The 19,227-nt window shown below is 63.9% G+C and carries 14 protein-coding genes; 4 read left to right on the forward strand and 10 right to left on the reverse strand.

Annotated features, from left to right (window positions below; all coding sequences use genetic code 11):
- The first annotated feature begins 37 nt into the window (after positions 1-37).
- Positions 38-2,392: a cytochrome P450/oxidoreductase gene (locus AB870_RS14030; protein ID WP_047905179.1), complete on the forward strand. Its 2,355-nt coding sequence runs from the start codon at positions 38-40 to the stop codon at positions 2,390-2,392.
- A gap of 63 nt (positions 2,393-2,455) precedes the next feature.
- Here the strand turns inward: AB870_RS14030 and AB870_RS14035 are convergent, their stop codons facing one another.
- From AB870_RS14035 to AB870_RS14050, 4 genes are all read right to left on the reverse strand, one after another.
- A complete protein-coding gene (locus AB870_RS14035) occupies positions 2,456-3,667 on the reverse strand; it encodes a Bcr/CflA family multidrug efflux MFS transporter (protein WP_047905180.1) in 1,212 nt (403 codons plus the stop codon).
- Positions 3,668-3,850: 183 nt separating this feature from the next.
- Complete coding sequence (locus AB870_RS14040) at positions 3,851-5,206, reverse strand: MFS transporter (protein ID WP_047905181.1); 1,356 nt, start codon at positions 5,204-5,206, stop codon at positions 3,851-3,853.
- Between the two features lie 673 nt (positions 5,207-5,879).
- Positions 5,880-6,146, reverse strand: a complete 267-nt coding sequence (locus AB870_RS14045) for a hypothetical protein (protein ID WP_047905182.1) — start codon at positions 6,144-6,146, stop codon at positions 5,880-5,882.
- A 248-nt stretch (positions 6,147-6,394) separates the two neighbouring features.
- A complete protein-coding gene (locus AB870_RS14050; RefSeq protein ID WP_047905183.1) occupies positions 6,395-7,966 on the reverse strand; it encodes an EAL domain-containing protein in 1,572 nt (523 codons plus the stop codon).
- A gap of 186 nt (positions 7,967-8,152) precedes the next feature.
- Between AB870_RS14050 and AB870_RS14055 the strand changes: the two genes are divergently transcribed.
- Complete coding sequence (locus tag AB870_RS14055; RefSeq protein WP_047905184.1) at positions 8,153-8,470, forward strand: hypothetical protein; 318 nt, start codon at positions 8,153-8,155, stop codon at positions 8,468-8,470.
- A 3-nt stretch (positions 8,471-8,473) separates the two neighbouring features.
- Here AB870_RS14055 and AB870_RS14060 read toward each other — a convergent pair whose 3' ends face one another.
- Positions 8,474-9,412, reverse strand: a complete 939-nt coding sequence (locus AB870_RS14060) for a LysR substrate-binding domain-containing protein (RefSeq protein ID WP_047905185.1) — start codon at positions 9,410-9,412, stop codon at positions 8,474-8,476.
- Positions 9,413-9,608: 196 nt separating this feature from the next.
- On the opposite strand from AB870_RS14060, the gene AB870_RS14065 reads away from it, so the two are divergent.
- Complete coding sequence (locus tag AB870_RS14065; RefSeq protein WP_047905186.1) at positions 9,609-11,105, forward strand: acetyl-CoA hydrolase/transferase family protein; 1,497 nt, start codon at positions 9,609-9,611, stop codon at positions 11,103-11,105.
- Positions 11,106-11,305: 200 nt separating this feature from the next.
- Here the strand turns inward: AB870_RS14065 and AB870_RS14070 are convergent, their stop codons facing one another.
- From AB870_RS14070 to AB870_RS14090, 5 genes are all read right to left on the reverse strand, one after another.
- A complete protein-coding gene (locus AB870_RS14070; RefSeq protein WP_047905187.1) occupies positions 11,306-12,901 on the reverse strand; it encodes a methyl-accepting chemotaxis protein in 1,596 nt (531 codons plus the stop codon).
- A gap of 264 nt (positions 12,902-13,165) precedes the next feature.
- Positions 13,166-13,522 carry a GFA family protein gene (locus AB870_RS14075; RefSeq protein ID WP_047905188.1) on the reverse strand — a complete coding sequence of 119 codons (357 nt, stop codon included), beginning with the start codon at positions 13,520-13,522 and terminating at the stop codon, positions 13,166-13,168.
- 175 nt (positions 13,523-13,697) lie between these two features.
- Entirely contained in the window at positions 13,698-15,581 is a 1,884-nt protein-coding gene (locus AB870_RS14080) for a methyl-accepting chemotaxis protein (RefSeq protein ID WP_084663699.1), read from the reverse strand.
- A 236-nt stretch (positions 15,582-15,817) separates the two neighbouring features.
- Entirely contained in the window at positions 15,818-16,525 is a 708-nt protein-coding gene (locus AB870_RS14085; RefSeq protein WP_047905189.1) for a GntR family transcriptional regulator, read from the reverse strand.
- Between the two features lie 19 nt (positions 16,526-16,544).
- Positions 16,545-17,501 carry an asparaginase gene (locus AB870_RS14090; RefSeq protein WP_047908211.1) on the reverse strand — a complete coding sequence of 319 codons (957 nt, stop codon included), beginning with the start codon at positions 17,499-17,501 and terminating at the stop codon, positions 16,545-16,547.
- 303 nt (positions 17,502-17,804) lie between these two features.
- Between AB870_RS14090 and AB870_RS14095 the strand changes: the two genes are divergently transcribed.
- Positions 17,805-19,160, forward strand: a complete 1,356-nt coding sequence (locus AB870_RS14095; protein ID WP_047905190.1) for an MFS transporter — start codon at positions 17,805-17,807, stop codon at positions 19,158-19,160.
- Positions 19,161-19,227 lie beyond the last annotated feature (67 nt).

Consider the following 19,227-nt stretch of genomic DNA (forward strand, 5'->3'; position numbering starts at 1 on the left):
GCGGCATACAACCGGATAAGCCTCAGAGAGCGAGCGGATGAGCCAGTCGATTTCCCCCACCCCGAACAGCGCGGCAGCCGGCGGCTGCCCGTTCCATCAACCGTCTGCCGCACAGGCACCGAATGGCTGCCCGGTCAGCGCACGCGCCGCCGACTTCGATCCATTCGAAGACGGCTATCAGCAAGACCCGCCCGAGTATGTGCGCTGGGCGCGCGAACAGGAACCGGTGTTCTTCAGCCCGAAGCTCGGTTACTGGGTCGTGACACGCTACGACGACATCAAGGCGATCTTCCGCGACAACATCACCTTCAGTCCGTCGATTGCGCTGGAGAAGATCACCCCGACCGGGCCGGAGGCCAACGCCGTGCTCGCCTCCTACGGTTTCGCGCTCAACCGCACGCTCGTCAATGAAGACGAGCCCGCGCACATGCCGCGCCGCCGCGTGCTGATGGAGCCGTTCACGCCGGAGCATCTCAAGCATCATGAACCGCTGGTGCGCCAGCTCGCACGCGAATACGTCGACCGTTTCGTGAACGACGGCCGAGCCGATCTCGTCGATCAGATGCTCTGGGAAGTACCGCTGACCGTGGCGCTGCACTTTCTCGGCGTGCCGGAAGAAGACATGGACAAGCTGCGCGAGTACTCCATTGCGCACACCGTCAACACCTGGGGACGTCCCAAGCCCGAGGAACAGGTCGCCGTCGCCCATGCCGTGGGCAACTTCTGGCAACTCGCGGGCAAGATTCTCGACAAGATGCGTCAGAACCCCGACGGCCCCGGCTGGATGCAATACGGCATTCGCAAGCAGAAGGAGTTTCCGGAAGTCGTCACCGATTCGTATCTGCACTCGATGATGATGGCCGGCATCGTGGCCGCTCATGAAACGACGGCGAACGCCACGGCCAACGCAATGAAGCTGCTGCTCTCGCATCCGGACGTTTGGCGCGAAATCTGCGAAGACCCGTCGCTGATTCCGAATGCCGTGGAAGAGTGCCTGCGTCACAACGGATCGGTCGCTGCATGGCGCCGTCTGGCCACGAAGGACGTCACCATCGGCGGCATCGAGATTCCCGCCGGCTCGAAACTGTTGATCGTCACGTCGTCTGCCAATCACGACGAGGGACATTTCGCCGATGCCGATCTGTTCGACATTCGCCGCGAGAACGCCAGCGATCAGTTGACGTTCGGTTACGGATCGCACCAGTGCATGGGCAAGAACCTCGCCCGCATGGAGATGCAGATCTTCCTCGAAGAATTCACGCGCCGTCTGCCGCATATGAAGCTCGCGGAGCAAAAGTTCACGTATGTGCCGAACACCTCGTTCCGCGGCCCGGAGCATCTCTTCGTGGAATGGGACCCGGCGCAGAACCCGGAGCGTCTCGATCCGTCGGTGCTCACGCGTCACACGCCGGTGCGTATCGGTGAGCCGTCGGGTCACAGCGTGACGCGTCCCGTGGTGGTCGAATCGGTGACGCCGGTTGCCGAGGGCATCGTCAAGTTGCGCCTCGTGGCGCCGGACGGCCGCGCCATGCCGCGCTGGGCGCCCGGCTCGCACATCGATATCGAATGCGGCGAAACGGGGTTGTCGCGTCAGTACTCGCTGTGCGGCGATCCGGCCGACGCGGGTGCGCTGGAGATCGCCGTGCTGCACGAGCCGCAGGGTCGTGGCGGCTCGAACTGGGTGCACACACAAGTGCGCGTCGGCGACCGCCTGCGCATTCGCGGCCCGCGCAATCACTTCCGTCTGGACGAAACCACGCCGCGCGCGATTTTCGTGGCCGGGGGAATCGGCATCACGCCGATTGCCGCGATGGCACGTCGTGCCAAAGCGCTCGGCATCGATTACGAGATCCACTACAGCGGGCGCAGCCGTCGCACGATGGCGCTGATCGACGACCTTCAGGCGTTGCATGGCGATCGTCTGCATCTTTGGGTGAAGGACGAAGGCCGGCGCGCGGATTACGCGAACCTGTTGGCCACGCCGCAGCACGGCACGCAGGTATACGCCTGCGGTCCGGTGCGAATGCTCGATGCGCTGGCACAATGCAGCGCGCATTGGCCGGAAGATACGTTGCGCGTCGAACACTTCCAGTCGCAACTCGGCACGCTCGATCCCGAGAAGGAACATGCGTTCGAAGTCACGTTGAAAGATTCGGGCATCACCGTAACGGTCCCGGCCGACCAGACGCTGCTTAGCGCCCTGCGCGCGGCGAACATCGACGTCCAGAGCGACTGCGAGGAAGGGCTGTGCGGGTCATGCGAAGTCCAGGTCCTCGAAGGTGAGGTGGATCACCGCGACGTGGTGCTCACGCGCGCCGAGCGCGATTCCAATACGAAGATGATGTCCTGCTGCTCGCGTGCCTGCGGCAAGAAGCTGGTGCTCGCGCTGTAAGGCGGTACCTGGGGTGACGGAAGAACAAAGGGGTGCAGTTCACTGCGGCGCCCCTTTGTTCGATCAATGCGCGCGCGGCGCACGCAACATCGTCGTCAATGCCAGCAGCGCCAGCACGGCAAAGCCGCACATGACACTCACGAGAGGGCGTGGCGAGCCGTCGTTGAGCACGCCGAGCAACCCGCCCGCCGCGAATCCGAAACCGTACTGCACGCTGCCCACGAGCGCGGCCGCAGCGCCTGCGCGCGTCGGATGATTGGCCAGCGCGCCTGCCACCGAATTCGCGGTAATGATGCCGCGCAGCGACATGAACAGGAACAGCATCGCGACCATCAGGGGAAGCACCGCGAAGCCGAGCCACACCGTGGCGCACAGCACCGTCGTGACGACTGCGCATCCGACGATGCCGATACGCATCAACCTGTAAGGGCCGATCTGCCCGACGCGGCGCGAATTGAAGATTGTCATCGCTGCCATGCCCACGATATTGATGCCGAACAGCACCCCGAAGAACTGCGGCGAGACATGGAAGTACTCCATGTACACGAGCGGCGTGCCGGTAATGTAGGTAAACGACGCGCCGAAAACCGCACCGCCGGCGATCATGTAGCCGACGAAATGCGGATCGCGCAGCAATTGCCAGTACGACGTGAGGATGGCACGCGGGCCGCCCGCCTGACGGCCGTTCGTCGTCCCGGTCTCCGGCAAACGCCACAGCGCCATCAACGCGACCACGCCGAACACGGCGAGAATCCCGAAGATCACGCGCCACGTCGTGAAGCGAAGCATCTGCCCGCCCACCAGCGGCGCGACGATGGGCGCGACGCTCATCACCAGCAACATGATGGAGAACGCCCGCGCACTGTTGCGCGGTCCATAGACGTCGCGCACGATGGCCTGCGCGATGACCGGCATGGCGCATCCGCCCAGCGCCTGCACGAAGCGCCACATCATCATGTGATCGATGCTGTCGGCGAACGCGCACCCGATGCTGCCGAAGATGTACAGGGCGATGCCGGCGGCCATTGGCTTGCGGCGTCCGAACCGGTCGGCAAGCGGCCCCCAGAACAGCTGTCCGAAAGCAAAGCCCAGGAAGAAATACGACAGCGTCAGTTGCGTGGCGGCGGCACTCGCGCCCAACTCCTGGCGCATCGTCGGCAGCCCCGGCAGATACATGTCCGTGGACGCGGGCGCAATCATCATGAACAGGCCGAGGATGCCCAACAGCACACGTTCGGAAGGCAGGGAGGGAGAAAGTTCGGACGTCGTGGTCATTTATCGTTTTGATTTGCCGGTGCGAATCCTGTCGCGTTGCGCGTGACATCGCAAAAACGACGACGCCCGCAATGATAACGCCGGCGGGCGTCGCACTTTCATACTCGATGGTTATCGGAACCCTAACCGCTGCTTATGTGGCAGCCGCGAGGCCCGCAGCGTCATGCGGCGTTCATGCCATCGTCATGCGGCCGTGGCAGCGCGCAGATTGCCGCGTTCGCCGCGCTGTGCACGGGCAATGGCCAGCACGCCGATCAGCGAGACGCATGCCGGCACGGCGGCCGCCAGGAACAGCGACGACGACGACCATTGCAGGTGCATCAGCGCGCCGCCCAGCACCGGGCCCAGCACCGAGCCGATGCGGCCGATACCAAGGCTCCAGCCGATCCCCGTCGAGCGCAGCGACGTCGGGTAGTACGTCGCCGCCAGGGCATTGAGCGCCGGCTGGCCGCCGATGATCGAGAAGCCCGCGAAAAAGATCGCAACGAACACTGCCAGCATCGAGACCATCACGACCGGATTGCCGATGGCCGCCGTAGCTGCAATCGCAATCAGGAACGTGACAGCCAGCACACTCGTAAAGCCCACGCGGTCGATTACACGGCCCAGCAGCAACGTGCCGATCACGCCGCCCGCCCACAACGCGGTGCCCGCCATCACGGCCACCTGCGTCGAATAGCCGGCATCGCGAATCACCGTCGGCAGCCAGTTCGACAGGAAGTACATGTCGAGCAGGTTGGCGAAGTTGACGACCCACAGCAGCAGTGTCACGCGAGCACGGCCGTCCTTGAAGAGTTCGATGAACGGCACGCCCTTGGCTTTTTGCTCATCGAGCACGAAGCGCGCATCGACCGGCACGTTGGCGCCCGGCGCCACACGCAGCAGTTGCTTGCGGATGCGCGCGTTGTCGCTCTTCTTGAACATCAGGAACTGAATCGACTCGGGCAGCGAGATCCACATCAGCACGCCCAGCACGAGCGGAATGGCACCGCCGATGTAGAACACCGCGCGCCAGCCGAGGCTCGGAATGATGGCCGCCGTGATGAGACCGCCAACCACACCGCCAAGCGTGAAACCGCACGACACGATCATCATGAGCGAGACGCGGATGCGGCGCGGGCTGTACTCACCGGCCAGCGCCATCGCGTTGGGCATGATGCAGCCCAGTCCCAGACCGGCGGCGAAGCGCCAGACGACCAGTTCGGTAATCGTGTTTGCGAACCCGGTGACGATCATGCATACCGAGAAGAACAGCGTGGCGCCGATCAACACCGGGCGGCGGCCCAGCTTGTCCGCCAGCGCGGAGAACGTGAGCGAGCCAACCAGCATGCCGAACAACCCCGCGCCGAAGACCGGCGAGAGCGTTTCCTTGGCAATGCCCCACTCACGGATGACGACCGGCGCGACATAACCCATCGCCTGAACGTCGAAACCGTCGACCACCAGGCACATCGCGCACAGCACGATCACCCACCACTGATAGGCCCCCAGACGACTCTCGTCGATCAGTGCGCCCACATTCACTTCTGCTGCTTTCATCCTGTCTCCAAACGTTCTCGCAACTTCGTGGTTCTGCGTCCCGGTCGAGGCGCCGGCTTGTTGTTACGCTGCCTCGCGGGCGCCCTGCCGCCCGGTTCGGGCCGCAGGGCATTCGATGCCGGGAGTCCGCGACGAACGACGTCGCCAGCCGGCATCAAATTACGCTTTGCGGAAGTTTATATCTCCCAACGTAATTCAATGCTCGGTGTAAACACTTAGACACCCCCACCATTCCCATGGCCTGGCAGCACGGTGGGGAGGCTGAACGCCGTGCGGCCAAGGCGCGGAAATCTCGCGCTGCCTTGGCAGAAGACTCACGCTTTGTGGTTTTTCTCCATGCGGAGATTGGGAAGACGCCATCGCGGCGTGCCGTATGGCTATATGGAGCGGGGAATTGGGCGATTTGCCCGGTGGAAAGCGGCGAATTGTCGCAGATGTGGTTTTTCTACAGATTTTTTTAACAAAGGTTTACCCGTCTAGGGATTTCCCTGATATAGTTGCACCTGTCTCCTCCACCTCCTCCTGGTGGATTTCACGGCCAGCAACGCGCTGGCCGTTTTTTTTGCCTGTCGATTCCGTGGGGCCGAGGATGCGCGTGCGCGGGTGACGAGCGCCCGACGAGGCGCTCGGGAAGAACGTCAAAACGCGATGCGCACGTGCGCCGGAGAACCGGTCAGTGCGACGTCTGATTTTCCTTCTTGACGCGATCTTCGATGCGAAGCTCGATACGTTTTCGGATCTGCGCGGCTGCGGAGGATGCGCAATCGGCGTCGATGCTGGAGAACTCGCAGCGGCCGATGTAGGCGCCATCGCAATACGCATCGACGGCACCGTCGAAGCGTTTGTCGGCGCGCGGCGTGATCGCACCCGCCAAGTCGAACGGACGGCCCGGCGGCGTATGACTGACGTAACGCCAGTTGAATTTGTAAGAATCTGTCATAAGTCCCCTTGCTTTCAAGCGACAGCTATAGGGCCGCAACCACCGATGCAACCGACGCTGTTTTTCGGGAAATCGTAACATGTTCACGAATTCCGGCTCCCGATCGAAAAAAAAGCGGCTCGCCAGGGCGGCGAGCCGGACAGTCCGTGGAGGTCGGGGGCACATCGGGACCACGGTGATTTCACTGTAGTCCCGAATCCTCGTCGTTATTCTCGGTAATTTGCCTGATACGGGTACGGGAATATTACCTACGCTTTCGAAGGCGTCCCTCTGTCGTCGCCGCGCGAGGTGAGCTCATCTGCGGCCACGGCCTTGCCGAAGAGCCAGCCCTGCCCGATGGCGCCGGGATGAATCGCAAGCATGTAGTCCGCCTGCGCCTGCGTCTCCAGTCCCTCCACGATGACATCCACGCCCAGCAGGGTGGCCATCTTGCAGATCTGATCGACGATGGCGTTGCCCACGGTATCGGTGCCGATCGCCTGCGTGAACATGCGGTCGATCTTGAGTGCATCGACGTTCAGTGTCGACAGATAGGCCAGATTGGAAAAGCCCGTGCCGAAATCGTCGATGTGAATCTGATAGCCGTCGACGCGCAGCCGGTCGAGCGCCTCGCGCAGCCGCGTCATGTTGTCGGTGGAGCGTTCCGTGACCTCCAGCGCGATCTGCGCGCGCGGCACCCGTAACGACGCCGCCAGGTGATTCAGATACGTATGAAAGGTCTCATCGACGACGTCCGTCGCGGCGAGATTGATACTGATATGGAACTCCGGATCGGCCAACGCCCGCCCGTGCATTTCGCTCAACGCGCGGCGCGCGACCTGGCGCGCAATCAACCCGATCACGCCTTGCCGCTCGGCAATGGGAATGAATATATCCGGCGAGATCGGATTGCCCGCGCTGTCGTTCAGACGCGCGAGCGCCTCGACGCCGACCATCTTGCCGTCGCGCAAACGCACCAGCGGCTGATAGACGAGATGGATGCCCCCGGACTCCGCCGCCTGCTGCGTCACCCAGTCGATCGACATACGATACCGCCGCCGCGAGCGCCATGCCTGCCCCATCATGCCCCCCGCCAGCGCACCGATGACCAGCGCGCTCAACAGTCCCCAGGGATTGGCCAGAATGCGCGAGGACGTATAAACGGCGGATGCGCAAACATCCACGCTGCCCGAGCACAACGAGAAGCGGCGCACCGGCCCGATGTCGATCCAGCGTGACGTCTGGCCCAGCGTAATGTGCTGCTGATCCTCGAATTTCCCGGCACGCCAGAATTGAAAGCGCATGTCGCTCGTCGACGCCACCGATGCGAATCCGGCATGCGGCGTGCCGAGTCGAGCAGGTAACACCGGCGGGCTGAAGACCACCACGTCGCCCAGGCCGATGGCATTGACCTGCACGCCCGGTGTCACGATGCCCGTGAGCGTATGCCACAGTTTCACGCCCGTTCGCGTCTCATGGCTGGGCGGCGGCAGTTCCGGCGCCGGGTCGAACCGGCCGGCCACGGCGGAACACAGCAGGCGGGAGTCGTGAACGCGCGCAATGTCATGAAAATAGGGGCTGCGCATGGCGACGCGGCGCAGCGCCAGAATATCGGCGTCGGTGCACGGCACCGCACCGCTGTACATCGCGTCGTGCAACGCCGTGCGGCTCGAGAGCGACGCATCGGCCATGAACCCCATGATGTCCTGCACGTAAGCACGCAGACGAAAGTCGTCCACGCGCGTCTGCGCAATCTGTCCCATCAGCAACATGGCCAGCGTGCCCGCGACAGTGCCGATGAGTACCGGTAGCCAGCGAGTCAGCGTTCTGAGCGTTCGCATGGAGAGACGTCCACGATGATGCCCCGTGGCGGGGCTTGAGGGCAGTGTAGCGCACCGTCCGGCAAATGCATCGGGATGCGAGACGACGGCCGCTCGGCCATGCGACGGGCGGGCCCGGGAGTAGGACGAATTGGGGTCGATGGTGGGCTATTTTGCCGACTCTCACCCCCTGCGCGCGATCTCACCATGACCCTCAAATTCCGCAATCCGTCGAGCGCAGACGTCATCGAAATTTCGTATCTGTCCTGCGTTGCCGCGTTCTTCCTCGGCCCGCTCTACCTGCTGGCCTACGGGTTTGCGTGGCATGCACTGCTCTGGGCTCTGCTCGCCATCGGCCCGGCGCTCGTCTGGAAGGAATCGCTTCTGGCGCTCTCGCTGCCAGCAACGTGTCTCCTTTACGCGGTGATGATCCACCCGTTGCTCGTCGGCAGGCTGCGCGCGAGCGGCTGGGAGCCGGCCGGCGATGGCGCCCTGCCCGGCCCCGGTCAGCGCGGCTATCACTGAGCGTCACGTACGCGCGCCGGCCATTGCGCCGGGTTCCCCGTCGGCGTCTGCGGGACTCGCCGGCTTCATCGCAATGAAGCGATCGAGCGCCGCCGAACCGTGATCCGCGCGATAGGCGAGACTGATGGGTGCCAATGGCATTTCGTCCGCGGGCGCGTCGATGGGCCAGAACCCCATGCCGGGCGTGCGGATCTGACTCACGGACACCGGCACCAGCGACACACCAAAGCCCGCGGCCACCATCGGCACGATGGAAGTGATCTGCGGCGCCTCCTGCCCGAGCTTCGGACGAAACCCCGCCGCCTCGCAGGCCGCAATCGTTCGGTCGTACAACGCGGGACTGATCTCGCGCGGCAGCAGAATGAATTCGTCCTGCGCCAGGGCGGCGAGCGGCACACGCTCGCGCACGCACATCGGGTGCCCCAGCGGCAACACCAGCACCATCGGCTCGTCCGCGACAAGTAGGCTCACGATACCCTCGGGCACCTCGAACGGCGTGCGGATGAAGGCCGCATCCACCGCATCTTCGGCAAGCGCGGTCAGCAAACTGGCCGTGTTGCTCTGCTGCGGATGCAGTTGCACGTCCGGATAGCCCGCCCGGTAGTCCCGGATCCACGCCGGAATTCGCGGCTCGAAATAGGTTGCCCCGGCAAAACCGATACGGATATGCCCCGCCTCGCCGCGCGAAATCTGTTGCATGCGCCGCTTGGTTCGCGCCACGCGCTCGAGGATCTGACGCGCCTCCGGCAAGAACGCCTCACCCAATTCCGTGAGCACGACGTCGCGCGGCAAACGCACGAACAACGGCCCGCCCAGCTCCGCTTCGAGCTGACGGATCTGCAAGCTCAGCGGCGGCTGCTGGATCCCCGCCCGCGCCGCCGCCCGCGTGAAATGACGCTCTTGCGCGACAGCAATGAAATATTGCAGATGCCGCAATTCCATGCCCCCTCCTCCGTCAGCCCGATGCCATCGGGTTTTGCGCTATCAATACATAATAAGTATGAAAACAACATGTTCAATATATTGGAAATGTGACCGATGGGTCAATACACTTCGAGTCAAGGCGCAGACCGGCTCGTCCACAGCGGCGGCGCCGGGAATTCAAGAGATTCGAATAAGAGAGACGAGGAGCCTCACGATGTTTGAAGACCGCATCCGCCTGGCGTCGCTGCGCGACCGGGTGATGAGTGCCGACGACGCTGCCAGACTCGTCGGTGACGGCATGGTGGTCGGCATGAGCGGGTTCACCCGCGCCGGCGACGCCAAGGACATGCCCATCGCGCTGGCCAAACGGGCGAGCGCCCACCCGATGAAGATCACGCTCATTACCGGGGCATCGCTGGGGCACGACTCCGACAAGACACTCACGCAAGCCGGTGTGCTCGCCAGGCGCCTGCCGTTCCAGGTCGATACCACGCTGCGCGGCGCGATCAATCGCGGCGACGTGATGTTCGTTGACCAGCACCTCTCCGAGACGGTCGAGTTCCTTCGCGCCGGTCAGTTCGGCAAGCTGGACGTGGCAGTGATCGAAGCCGTCGCCATCACGGAAGACGGCGGACTCGTGCCGAGCTCGTCGGTCGGCAACTCGGCGAGCTTCGCGATTCTGGCCGAGAAGGTGATCGTCGAGATCAACCTCGCGCAGCCGCTCGCCTTCGAAGGCATGCACGACATCTGGATTCCGGGTCAGCGTCCGCACCGCGCACCGCTGCCGATTGTCGATGTGCGCGACCGCGTCGGCGCGAGCGTGGTGAAAATCGCGCCGGAGAAGATCGCGGCCATCGTCATCACGGACACGCCGGACAGCGCCTCCAACGCGCTGCCTCCGGACGCCGAGACCCAGCGCATTGCCGGTCACCTCATCGAGTTCTTCCAGCACGAAGTCTCGCGCGGCCGCCTGCCGCGCACGCTGCCGGCGATTCAGTCGGGCATCGGCACCATCGCCAACGCCGTGCTTACCGGCTTCATCGATTCGCCGTTCGAAGACCTGACGATGTACTCGGAAGTGCTTCAGGACTCGACCTTCGACCTGATGGACGCCGGCAAGATGGTGTTCGCGTCAGGATCCTCCATCACGGTCTCGCAAGCGGTGCAGGACCGCGTGTTTGGGCACCTGGAGCGCTATCGCGACAAGCTCGTACTCCGGCCGCAGGAAGTCAGCAATCACCCGGAAGTGATCCGTCGTCTCGGTCTGATTGCATTGAACACGGCGCTGGAAGCCGACATCTACGGCAACGTGAATTCGACCCACGTCGGCGGCACGCACATGATGAACGGTATTGGCGGCTCGGGCGACTTCGCACGCAACGCCCGCATGGCGATCTTTGCGACGAAGTCCATCGCCAAGGAGGGGAAGATTTCCAGCATCGTGCCGATGGTGCCGCACGTCGACCATAACGAGCACGACGTGGACATCATCGTGACCGAACAGGGCCTGGCCGATCTGCGCACGCTCGCGCCGCGCGAACGAGTGAATCTGGTGATCGACCATTGCGCACATCCGAGCTACCGCGAGGTGCTGCGCGAGTATTACCGCGATGCCCAGCGCTACGGCGGGCAAACGCCGCACGCACTGGAGCGCGCCTTCGACCTGCACGTCAATCTGCGCGATCGCGGATCGATGCTCGCGGGCAAGTGACCGAATCCACGGCATTGACGTAACCGGCATCCGTGCCGGACGCGATCGCCGGCGGCAGGTGGACGCACGCCGATTGGCCGGCATCGACGAGCACTGTCGATGCCGGGAAGCACGTGAGACGCATGCGGTCTCATGGGCCGAACGCGGGTGAGAGCGTTTCGGCATTCACGGCTCGCCCGCGTGTGCGGGCGAGCCGTTTTTTAGGGTGCGACGTGAGATTGGGCCACCGCGCCGTTCGCCGCCCCGTCGATACGGAAGATCGACACGAGTTCGCGCAGACCGCTCGATTGCGCAGCCATCGACTGCGCCGCTGCCGAAGCCTCTTCCACCAACGCCGCGTTCTGCTGCGTGACGGCGTCCATCTGCATCACCGCCTGATTCACCTGCTCGATACCCGTGCGCTGCTCGGTCGACGCGGCCGCGATTTCCGCCATCAGATCCGTGACACGTTTGACCGCGCGCACCACCTCGTCCATCGTGCCGCCGGCTTCCGAGACAAGCTTCGCCCCTTCGCTGACCTGACGCGTCGACGCGTCGATCAACTCCTTGATCTCCTTCGCCGCGTTGGCGCTGCGCTGCGCGAGCGTGCGCACTTCCCCGGCGACGACCGCGAAACCGCGCCCCTGCTCGCCCGCACGCGCTGCCTCCACGGCCGCATTGAGCGCCAGGATATTGGTCTGGAACGCAATGCCTTCGATCACGCTCGTGATGTCCGCCACGCGCGCCGAGCCGTCGGAGATCCCACGCATCGTTTCAACGACCTGCCGCACCACCTCACCGCCGCGCTGCGCGATATGCGACGCACTCGACGCCAGCACGTTGCCCTGCTCGGCGTTGTCGGCATTTTGCTTGACGGTCGTGGTCAGCTCTTCCATGCTCGCCGCCGTTTCTTCCAGCGACGCGGCCTGCTGCTCCGTACGCGACGACAGATCGGTGTTGCCTGCCGCGATCTGCGCGGAACCGGTCGCAATGCTCTCGCTGCTATGGCGCACCTGACCCACGACCTGCGCCAGCCGGGCGTTCATGTCCTTGAGCGAGCCGAGCAGTTGAGCGAGTTCGTCCCGCCCCTGGACATCGATGCGCGAAGTGAGGTCGCCGCGCGCGACCGTCTGCGCAATCTCCACGCAACGGCCGATCGGCACCGTGATCGAGCGGGTGATGAGCCACGCGATAACGCTCGCCGCCGCCAACGCCAGCGCAATCAGCACGAGGGTAGCGATGAAGGCAGTGTGGTAGTTGAGCGCGGCGGCGTCGGTCGCGGCCATGGCGCCTTTGCGATTGACGGCGACGTGTGCGGCAAGCCGGTCGCTGAGCGCCGCAAAGCTCCTGACGCCCTCGGTCGTCAGCAATGCGCGCGCCTGTGCCTTGGCGCTGTCGTCGCCCTGATCCAGCAGGGCGACGCGATTGTCGATCGCGGCGTAGTCCGCCCACGCGGCCTTGACGGCCTCGTAGGCGCGGCGATCTTCGTCCGACGCGACCATCGTCTGATAGCCGTCGAGCGTTTTTGCCATCAGGGCGATGGCGGCCTGGCGTTTGGCAGCTTCCTCCGCATGCGAATTTTCGGCCGACGCGAGCAGCAAGGCGAGCGACGCGCGACGCGCCGAGTTGGCGGCGACCTGCGCGGTGCCGAGCGTCTGCACGCTGGGCAGCCAGTTATCGGCAAGGTCGCGCGTACCGCCATAAATTCGCGACGCCTGGAAGACAGCCATGCCGCCCACGATACACAACAGAATCAACGTGATGGCGAACCCAACGGTCAACCGTGTGCCGATTTTCAGACTACCCAAGAACTTCATGTCCGCTCCATGTGCGACAAAACGATAACAATCGCATGCCATAACGGGCGACCATTCAGGAAACTTGAGCCAATAATCCCTCGATTCTCACGCCACGGCTTTCAAATCGCATTAATCAACGCAAAGCGAAAAGACGGCGGCAGTTTATCCTTATGCCGGTTTCGCGATGCAAACCGGAAAAACATGAAGCGTTTTAAATATTCAAAATAATATATTGAATGATCTACCGAAACGGATACCGTCTGCGTCCCGGACGCGCCCGGCCTACCGGCTGGCCCCATCGAACGGCGCGGGGTGCACCGTATCGAGATCGATGTCGTCGAGGCAACGCACATTGACGGCCGCCATTGCGGCGCCGTCCGGCATTTTTCCGAACGCGAAAGCTTCGACGCCGCAATTCGGACAAAACTGATGACGAATAACGTGTTTGTTGAAAAGATATTCACGCGCATTCCCCTCGCCTGCAGTCTGTGAAAACTCGGCGATGGGAGTAAATGCGAGAATCAATCCGCGCTTCTTGCAAATAGAACAATTGCACGTGATTGTTTTGGACAAATCAATATTTGCCGTAAAACGCAGGTCGCCGCAATGACAACCGCCTGCATATTGTCGATTCGCCATGACGCGTCTCCTTCAAGGGAAATGGGAACATAGGCGGCAGCGATCCGGATGATCGTCGGACGGGCTCCGGGAGGTAGCGCAGACGCGGCCGGCGTGTCTATTGTGCGACAAAATCCGGCGCCCGGGCAGCGACCGGCGCCGGCGCGCCGGTCGCTGCCCGCAGAGGAAGAATGGCTTAAGCGGCCAGGGCCGGCTCGTCGCGATGCGAGCCACGTCCGGCCGGCGACGTGTGCATTACCGTCACACCGTGACGGCTCGGCTCACGCAGTTGGAACAGCGCCACGGTGTCGGCGAGATTGCGTGCCTGCTCGCTGAGCATTGCCGATGCGGCCGCCGACTCTTCGACCAGCGCCGCGTTCTGCTGCGTCGACTGATCCATCTCGGCAACGCTGCGGTCGATCTGGCTGATGCCGGTGCTTTGCTCCGTCATCGCCGTGTGAATCTCGACGATCAGACGACGTACGCGGGCGATGCCGTCGACGATTTCCCCCATCGTGTCGCCCGCCGCCTGCACGCGCTGCGTACCGCTCTTGACGTTCTGCACCGACGCTTCGATGAGCGTCTTGATCTCCTGCGCCGCTGCTGCACTGCGTTGTGCCAGCGTGCGCACTTCGCCGGCGACCACGGCAAAACCGCGGCCCTGCTCACCGGCTCGCGCGGCTTCCACCGCCGCATTGAGCGCCAGAATGTTCGTCTGGAACGCGATACCGTCGATCACGCCGATGATTTCGGTGATGCGCTCGGACGATTGCGCGATCTCGCTCATCGTGGTGACTGCACCGGTGACGACCTCGCCGCCGCGCGCAGCGGCATCGCTCGCCTCGTTGGCCAGACGCGTGGCATGCTCGGCGGCTTCGGCCGTCTGCCTGACGCTTGCAGTCAACTCCGTGAGCGCCGCCGAGGTCTCCTGCAACGTGCCTGCAGACGCTTCCGTGCGCTGCGACAGGTCGCGGTTGCCCATTTCGATTTCGCTCGTGGCGGAGGTCATGCCGTGCACCCCGGCGCGAACGTCGAGCATGACGGTGCCGATCTTGTCCACGAATGCATTGAACGACCTCGAAATCTGCGCGACTTCGTCGTGCCCCACGACATCGAGCCGGCGCGTCAGATCGCCGCCCCCGGAGCCGATGGTGTCCATCGCATCGCGCACCTGCGACAGCCGACGGAAGGCTTGCGACGTGAAGAAGCTGGCGATGCCGATGGCGCACAACGTCAGCACGATCAGCGAGATGACCGTGCCGCTCAGTACGCGCGACAGACCGGCGGTCGCTTCCGCCTTGTCAAGCGCCACGACGAAGAGCCAGTCGGTGCCGGGCACCGGCTGTGCCTTGACGAGTTTGGGCACGCCCTGGAGGTCGACCGGAGTCGGCTCGGTGGCATTCGCCATCTTGTCGAGCGCCTCGGCGCTCAGCGTGGGGGCAAGATCGCCCGATTGCTTGAGCATGAGCTTTTCGTCGGGATGCGCGATCACGAGACCGTCGCGCGAGACCACGAAGGCGAGACTCGACGGCGTGGGGTGCACGGCCTTGACGACGTCCTGAACGGCGTCCAGCGGTACGGCGCCGCTCACGGCACCGAGCGTCTGCCCGTCACGCAGGATCGGCGCGGCGAACGACACATAAAGCTTGCCTGAGGCAATGTCGGCATACGGCTTGACGACGGTGAGCTTGCCGGCGGCGGTGGCGCCCTTGTACCACGGGCGCGCGGTCGGATCGTAATCGGGGGGCGTCGGCCCACTGGAGAAGTACGACTTGTCGCTCCAGCCGATACTCGAAATCGGGAAGCCATTGGTCGCGCCGAGCAGCTTCGTGAGCGCCACGCCCTGCTCGCCCTTTTCGACAGCCGCGGCTGTGCCGACGACCGACTGGCCCTTGGCTGCGGCCCAGCGTTCGACCGCCAGCGTATTGCCGCGAGCGACGGCGTCGAGCGTGTCGGAAATGGTGGACATCATGCTGCTGCGCACGATGAGGTAAGTGGTAATGCCGGAGAGGATCAGTGCACCGATGACGGTGGCACACGCGATCAGGATGATGCGTGTTCTAAGCGAAGATACTGTCATGCTGTCGAGGCAGGCCTGCGGCTAGGGGGGGTCGAAGACAGGAGACCGGCACCCAGGCTGCCGGCTCCACGAGGTGGGAGATTCCACCCCAGAAGTTACGGCAAACATCGACAGAACTTTAGGTGTTAACCCGCAACAAGATGAAAACGGCGTGTTGTCATCCCCGCCTATCGTTACGGATGGCGAAACATCAGGGGTACGAACGGCGCGGCATGAGCACGCCGCGACCACGACCGTTATTCGTTCGCGGCGGCTTCGGCTTCCGTCTGCTCGATGGCCTTGACGATGATGCGCAACGTGGCGTCGAGATGCGCCTCGGTGCGCTTGCGCGCCGCGCGAACGTCGCGGGCGCGATATTCGTCGAGCATCTCACGATGCTCGCGGTTGCTGACATCCACGTGCACGGGCCGCATGTAAAGCGACAGTGCGATATAGGGCCCGGAGGCGTCGCGCAAGGTCTTGATCAGATGCGCAAGACGCGAGTTGTCCTGCGATGCCCATAACGCCGCGTGAAACGCCTGGTTCAGTTCCGTCCATTTGGCGACGTCCGTCGTCGCCAGCATTTCGGCATGCAACGCTTGCGCGTTCGCAATGTCTTCCTCGCGAATCGTCGCCATCGCCTGCTCGGCCATCATCGGTTCCAGCGTCATGCGCAGCCGATAGAGTTCGTTGACGTCGTCGATGGTGAGACCCCGCACGACCGCACCTCGATGCACGTCGAAAAACACCAGCCCTTCGGAGACCAGCGTGCGCAGGGCTTCGCGCACCGGCGTGGTCGACATCTCCAGCCGGCGCGCGAGGTCGTCCTGCCGAAGCCGGTCCCCCGCCTTCAGGCGGCCTTGCAGAATCTCGGTGCGCAGGGTCTCGATAGCGTACTGGTACGCCGTGAGCCGGCGACGACCGGTGCCGGTCGCCGCGGCGGGTGCGGGGGACGTGCTTTTCAAAGGAAGGCCGTGTGAAAATTTATCGACGCGTGAGTTTACTCCAATTTTCCAGCGCCTCTCCAAGCGCACCGGCCACCGTACCGGACGCCAGGAGCGCCGTCACGAGCAGGCGCGACTTGAGCGCAGACAGCCAGCCCCCCAGATGCGCACCACGCCGCGCGAGGTCGATTTCGGCGCCGACGTAGCCATACGTTTGCGACGCGGTCGAACCGGCAGCGGCACGGCTCGCAATCACGACCGGCACACGCGGCGTCAGGGTACCGATGCGCTGTGCGAATCCGAACGACACATGACCCGCGCCCTGCGCCGCGATCACGACTGCCTCGTAACCGGCGTTCACGGCCAGTTCGGCAAGTTCGCCGTCGTCGCCCAATACAGCTGTCACCAGGGCGACCTTCGGCCACGCGCGCACCGGGCGGGGCAGCGGTTGCGCGCGCGCCGGGCCCCCATGGAAATACGTCGGCCGCCCTTCGACGAGGCGTGCGGCAACACCGCCATCGTTCGAGACGAAGGCCTGCACGGCCAGCGCATCGCCTTTGCTGACCCAGCGCGCATAGTGGACAGTGTCGTTCATCACGACGAGGACACCGCGCCCCGCACTCTCCGGATGACATGCCGTGCGCACGGCCGCAAGCAAGTTGGCCGGACCGTCGGCGCCGGCCGTCTGTGGCGCACGCATCGCACCTGTGATCACCAGCGGCGCGGGCAGTTTCCAGAACAGATCCAACAGAAAGGCCGTCTCCTCCAGCGTGTCGGTGCCCTGCGTGAGCACGACGCCGCTCGCGCCCGCCGCGATTTGCTGCTCCGCCCAGTCGAGCGCAGCCATCAGATCGTCGTATCCCAGCGATGCGCTCGGCAACTGACGCAACGACGCGGTGCGGATCTCGGCAACTTCGGACAGGCCCGGCACGGACCGGGTCAGTTGCGTGGCGTCCAGGGTCGGGACAACCCCCCCAGCCGCGTCGGACGCGGTCATGCTGATCGTGCCGCCGAGCGAGCCCACGGCAACCGTGGGAACTGAGGGACGCGCAAGGTGCGAAGGGTGCGAAGGCGGCCCGTCGGAGGGGCTGGCGTTGGGGCTGGCGTTGGTGTTGCGGACGTCGGGGACGGTGGGCGTGTTGGATATGCTCGGCGATTGGCTCATGGCGGACGTGGACGAATTTTTGATTTCAGTTGATATGCATTGTGCATTATATATAATCGACAATCGTTTGCGAAGGCCATCCGGGTTTTCGCACTCACGCCCTCCCCCAAGAGCAACCAACATTCAGGAGATGTCATGCAATCAACCACCGTGGGTCATCCGGCCGCCGGAGCGACCCGATACCGGTTCGCGGTATTCGCGCTGATCGTGGTGATCGCGCTTGTGAACTACATCGACCGGGGAGCGATCTCGTACTCCGCCGCACAAATCACGTCCGAATACGGGTTCGACCGGGCAGGCTGGGGCGCGGTGCTCGGCTACTTCGGCTACGGCTACATGTTCGGCGCGTTGTTCGGCGGCGCGCTGGCGGATCGGCTGGGTGCGAAAAAGGTCTGGGTGATTGCGGGTATCGCGTGGTCGGCGTTCGCCATCGCCATGATCTGGGCGGGCGACATCGGCGTCGCCGTCTTCGGCGGTTCGGCGCTCACCGGCTTTGCCACCATTCGCGTGCTCTTCGGCTTTGCGGAAGGACCCGCCTACTCGATCATCAACAAGACGATGTCGGCGTGGGCCTCGCCGTCGGAGCGCGGGTTCGCCGTGTCGATCGGCCTGCTCAGCACGCCGCTGGGTGCGCTGCTCACAGCGCCGGTGGCCGTCGGTTTACTGCTGCTGACCGATAGCTGGCGCACGATGTACATCGTGCTCGGTGTGGCGGGCTTCGTGCTGATCGCGCTGTTTGCGCGCGTCTATACGAATCGCCCGGAAGACAACCCGCGCGTGAACGCCGCCGAGGTAGCCTTGATTCAGGCGGGGCGTGCGCCGCAGAATCCGTCATCGGCGGCAGCCGCAAACGAGATGCCATGGTGGAGTTTCTTCAGAAGCCGGACACTGGTGTTCAACTCCATCGGGTATTTCGCGTTCATCTACGTCAACTTCATGCTGCTCACGTGGACGCCCAAGTATCTGGCCGACGAATTCCACTTCACCCTGTCGTCGCTCTGGTACATCGGCATGATTCCGTGGACGGGGGCATGCGTGACAGTACTGCTCGGTGGACGCATTTCCGACTGGCTGTATCGCAAGACGGGTAAGCTGGTTATCGCACGCAGCTGGTTCGCCGCGGCGTCGCTCACGTGCACGACGCTGTGCTTCCTGATGGTGTCGCAGGCGCAGAGCGTGTGGGCCGTGATCGCGCTGATGACGCTGGGCAATGCACTCAATGCGCTGCCGAACTCCGTGTATTGGGCAGTGGTGATCGACACGGCGCCCACGCGTGTGGGGACGTTCAGCGGGTTGATGCACTTCATCGCGAACATTGCATCGGTGCTGGCGCCGACGCTCGCCGGCATCCTGTCGGCGAAGTACGGTTATTCGTCGATGTTCGTGGCGACCGCCGTGGCAACGGCTGTCGGCGTCTTCGCGATGTTGCAGGTCAAGCCCGGCGTTGGCCCGAAGACCGGTCGTTCGACGGGAGAGACGGTCGCGGTGTAACCGGGTCGGCGCGTTGGCTCAACGCGCCGCCTCGACGAGCGAGTCGTCGAACGGCCCCGGTCCCCGG

It is taken from the genome of Pandoraea faecigallinarum (genome assembly GCF_001029105.3).
In the GTDB taxonomy this organism is placed as follows: domain Bacteria; phylum Pseudomonadota; class Gammaproteobacteria; order Burkholderiales; family Burkholderiaceae; genus Pandoraea; species Pandoraea faecigallinarum.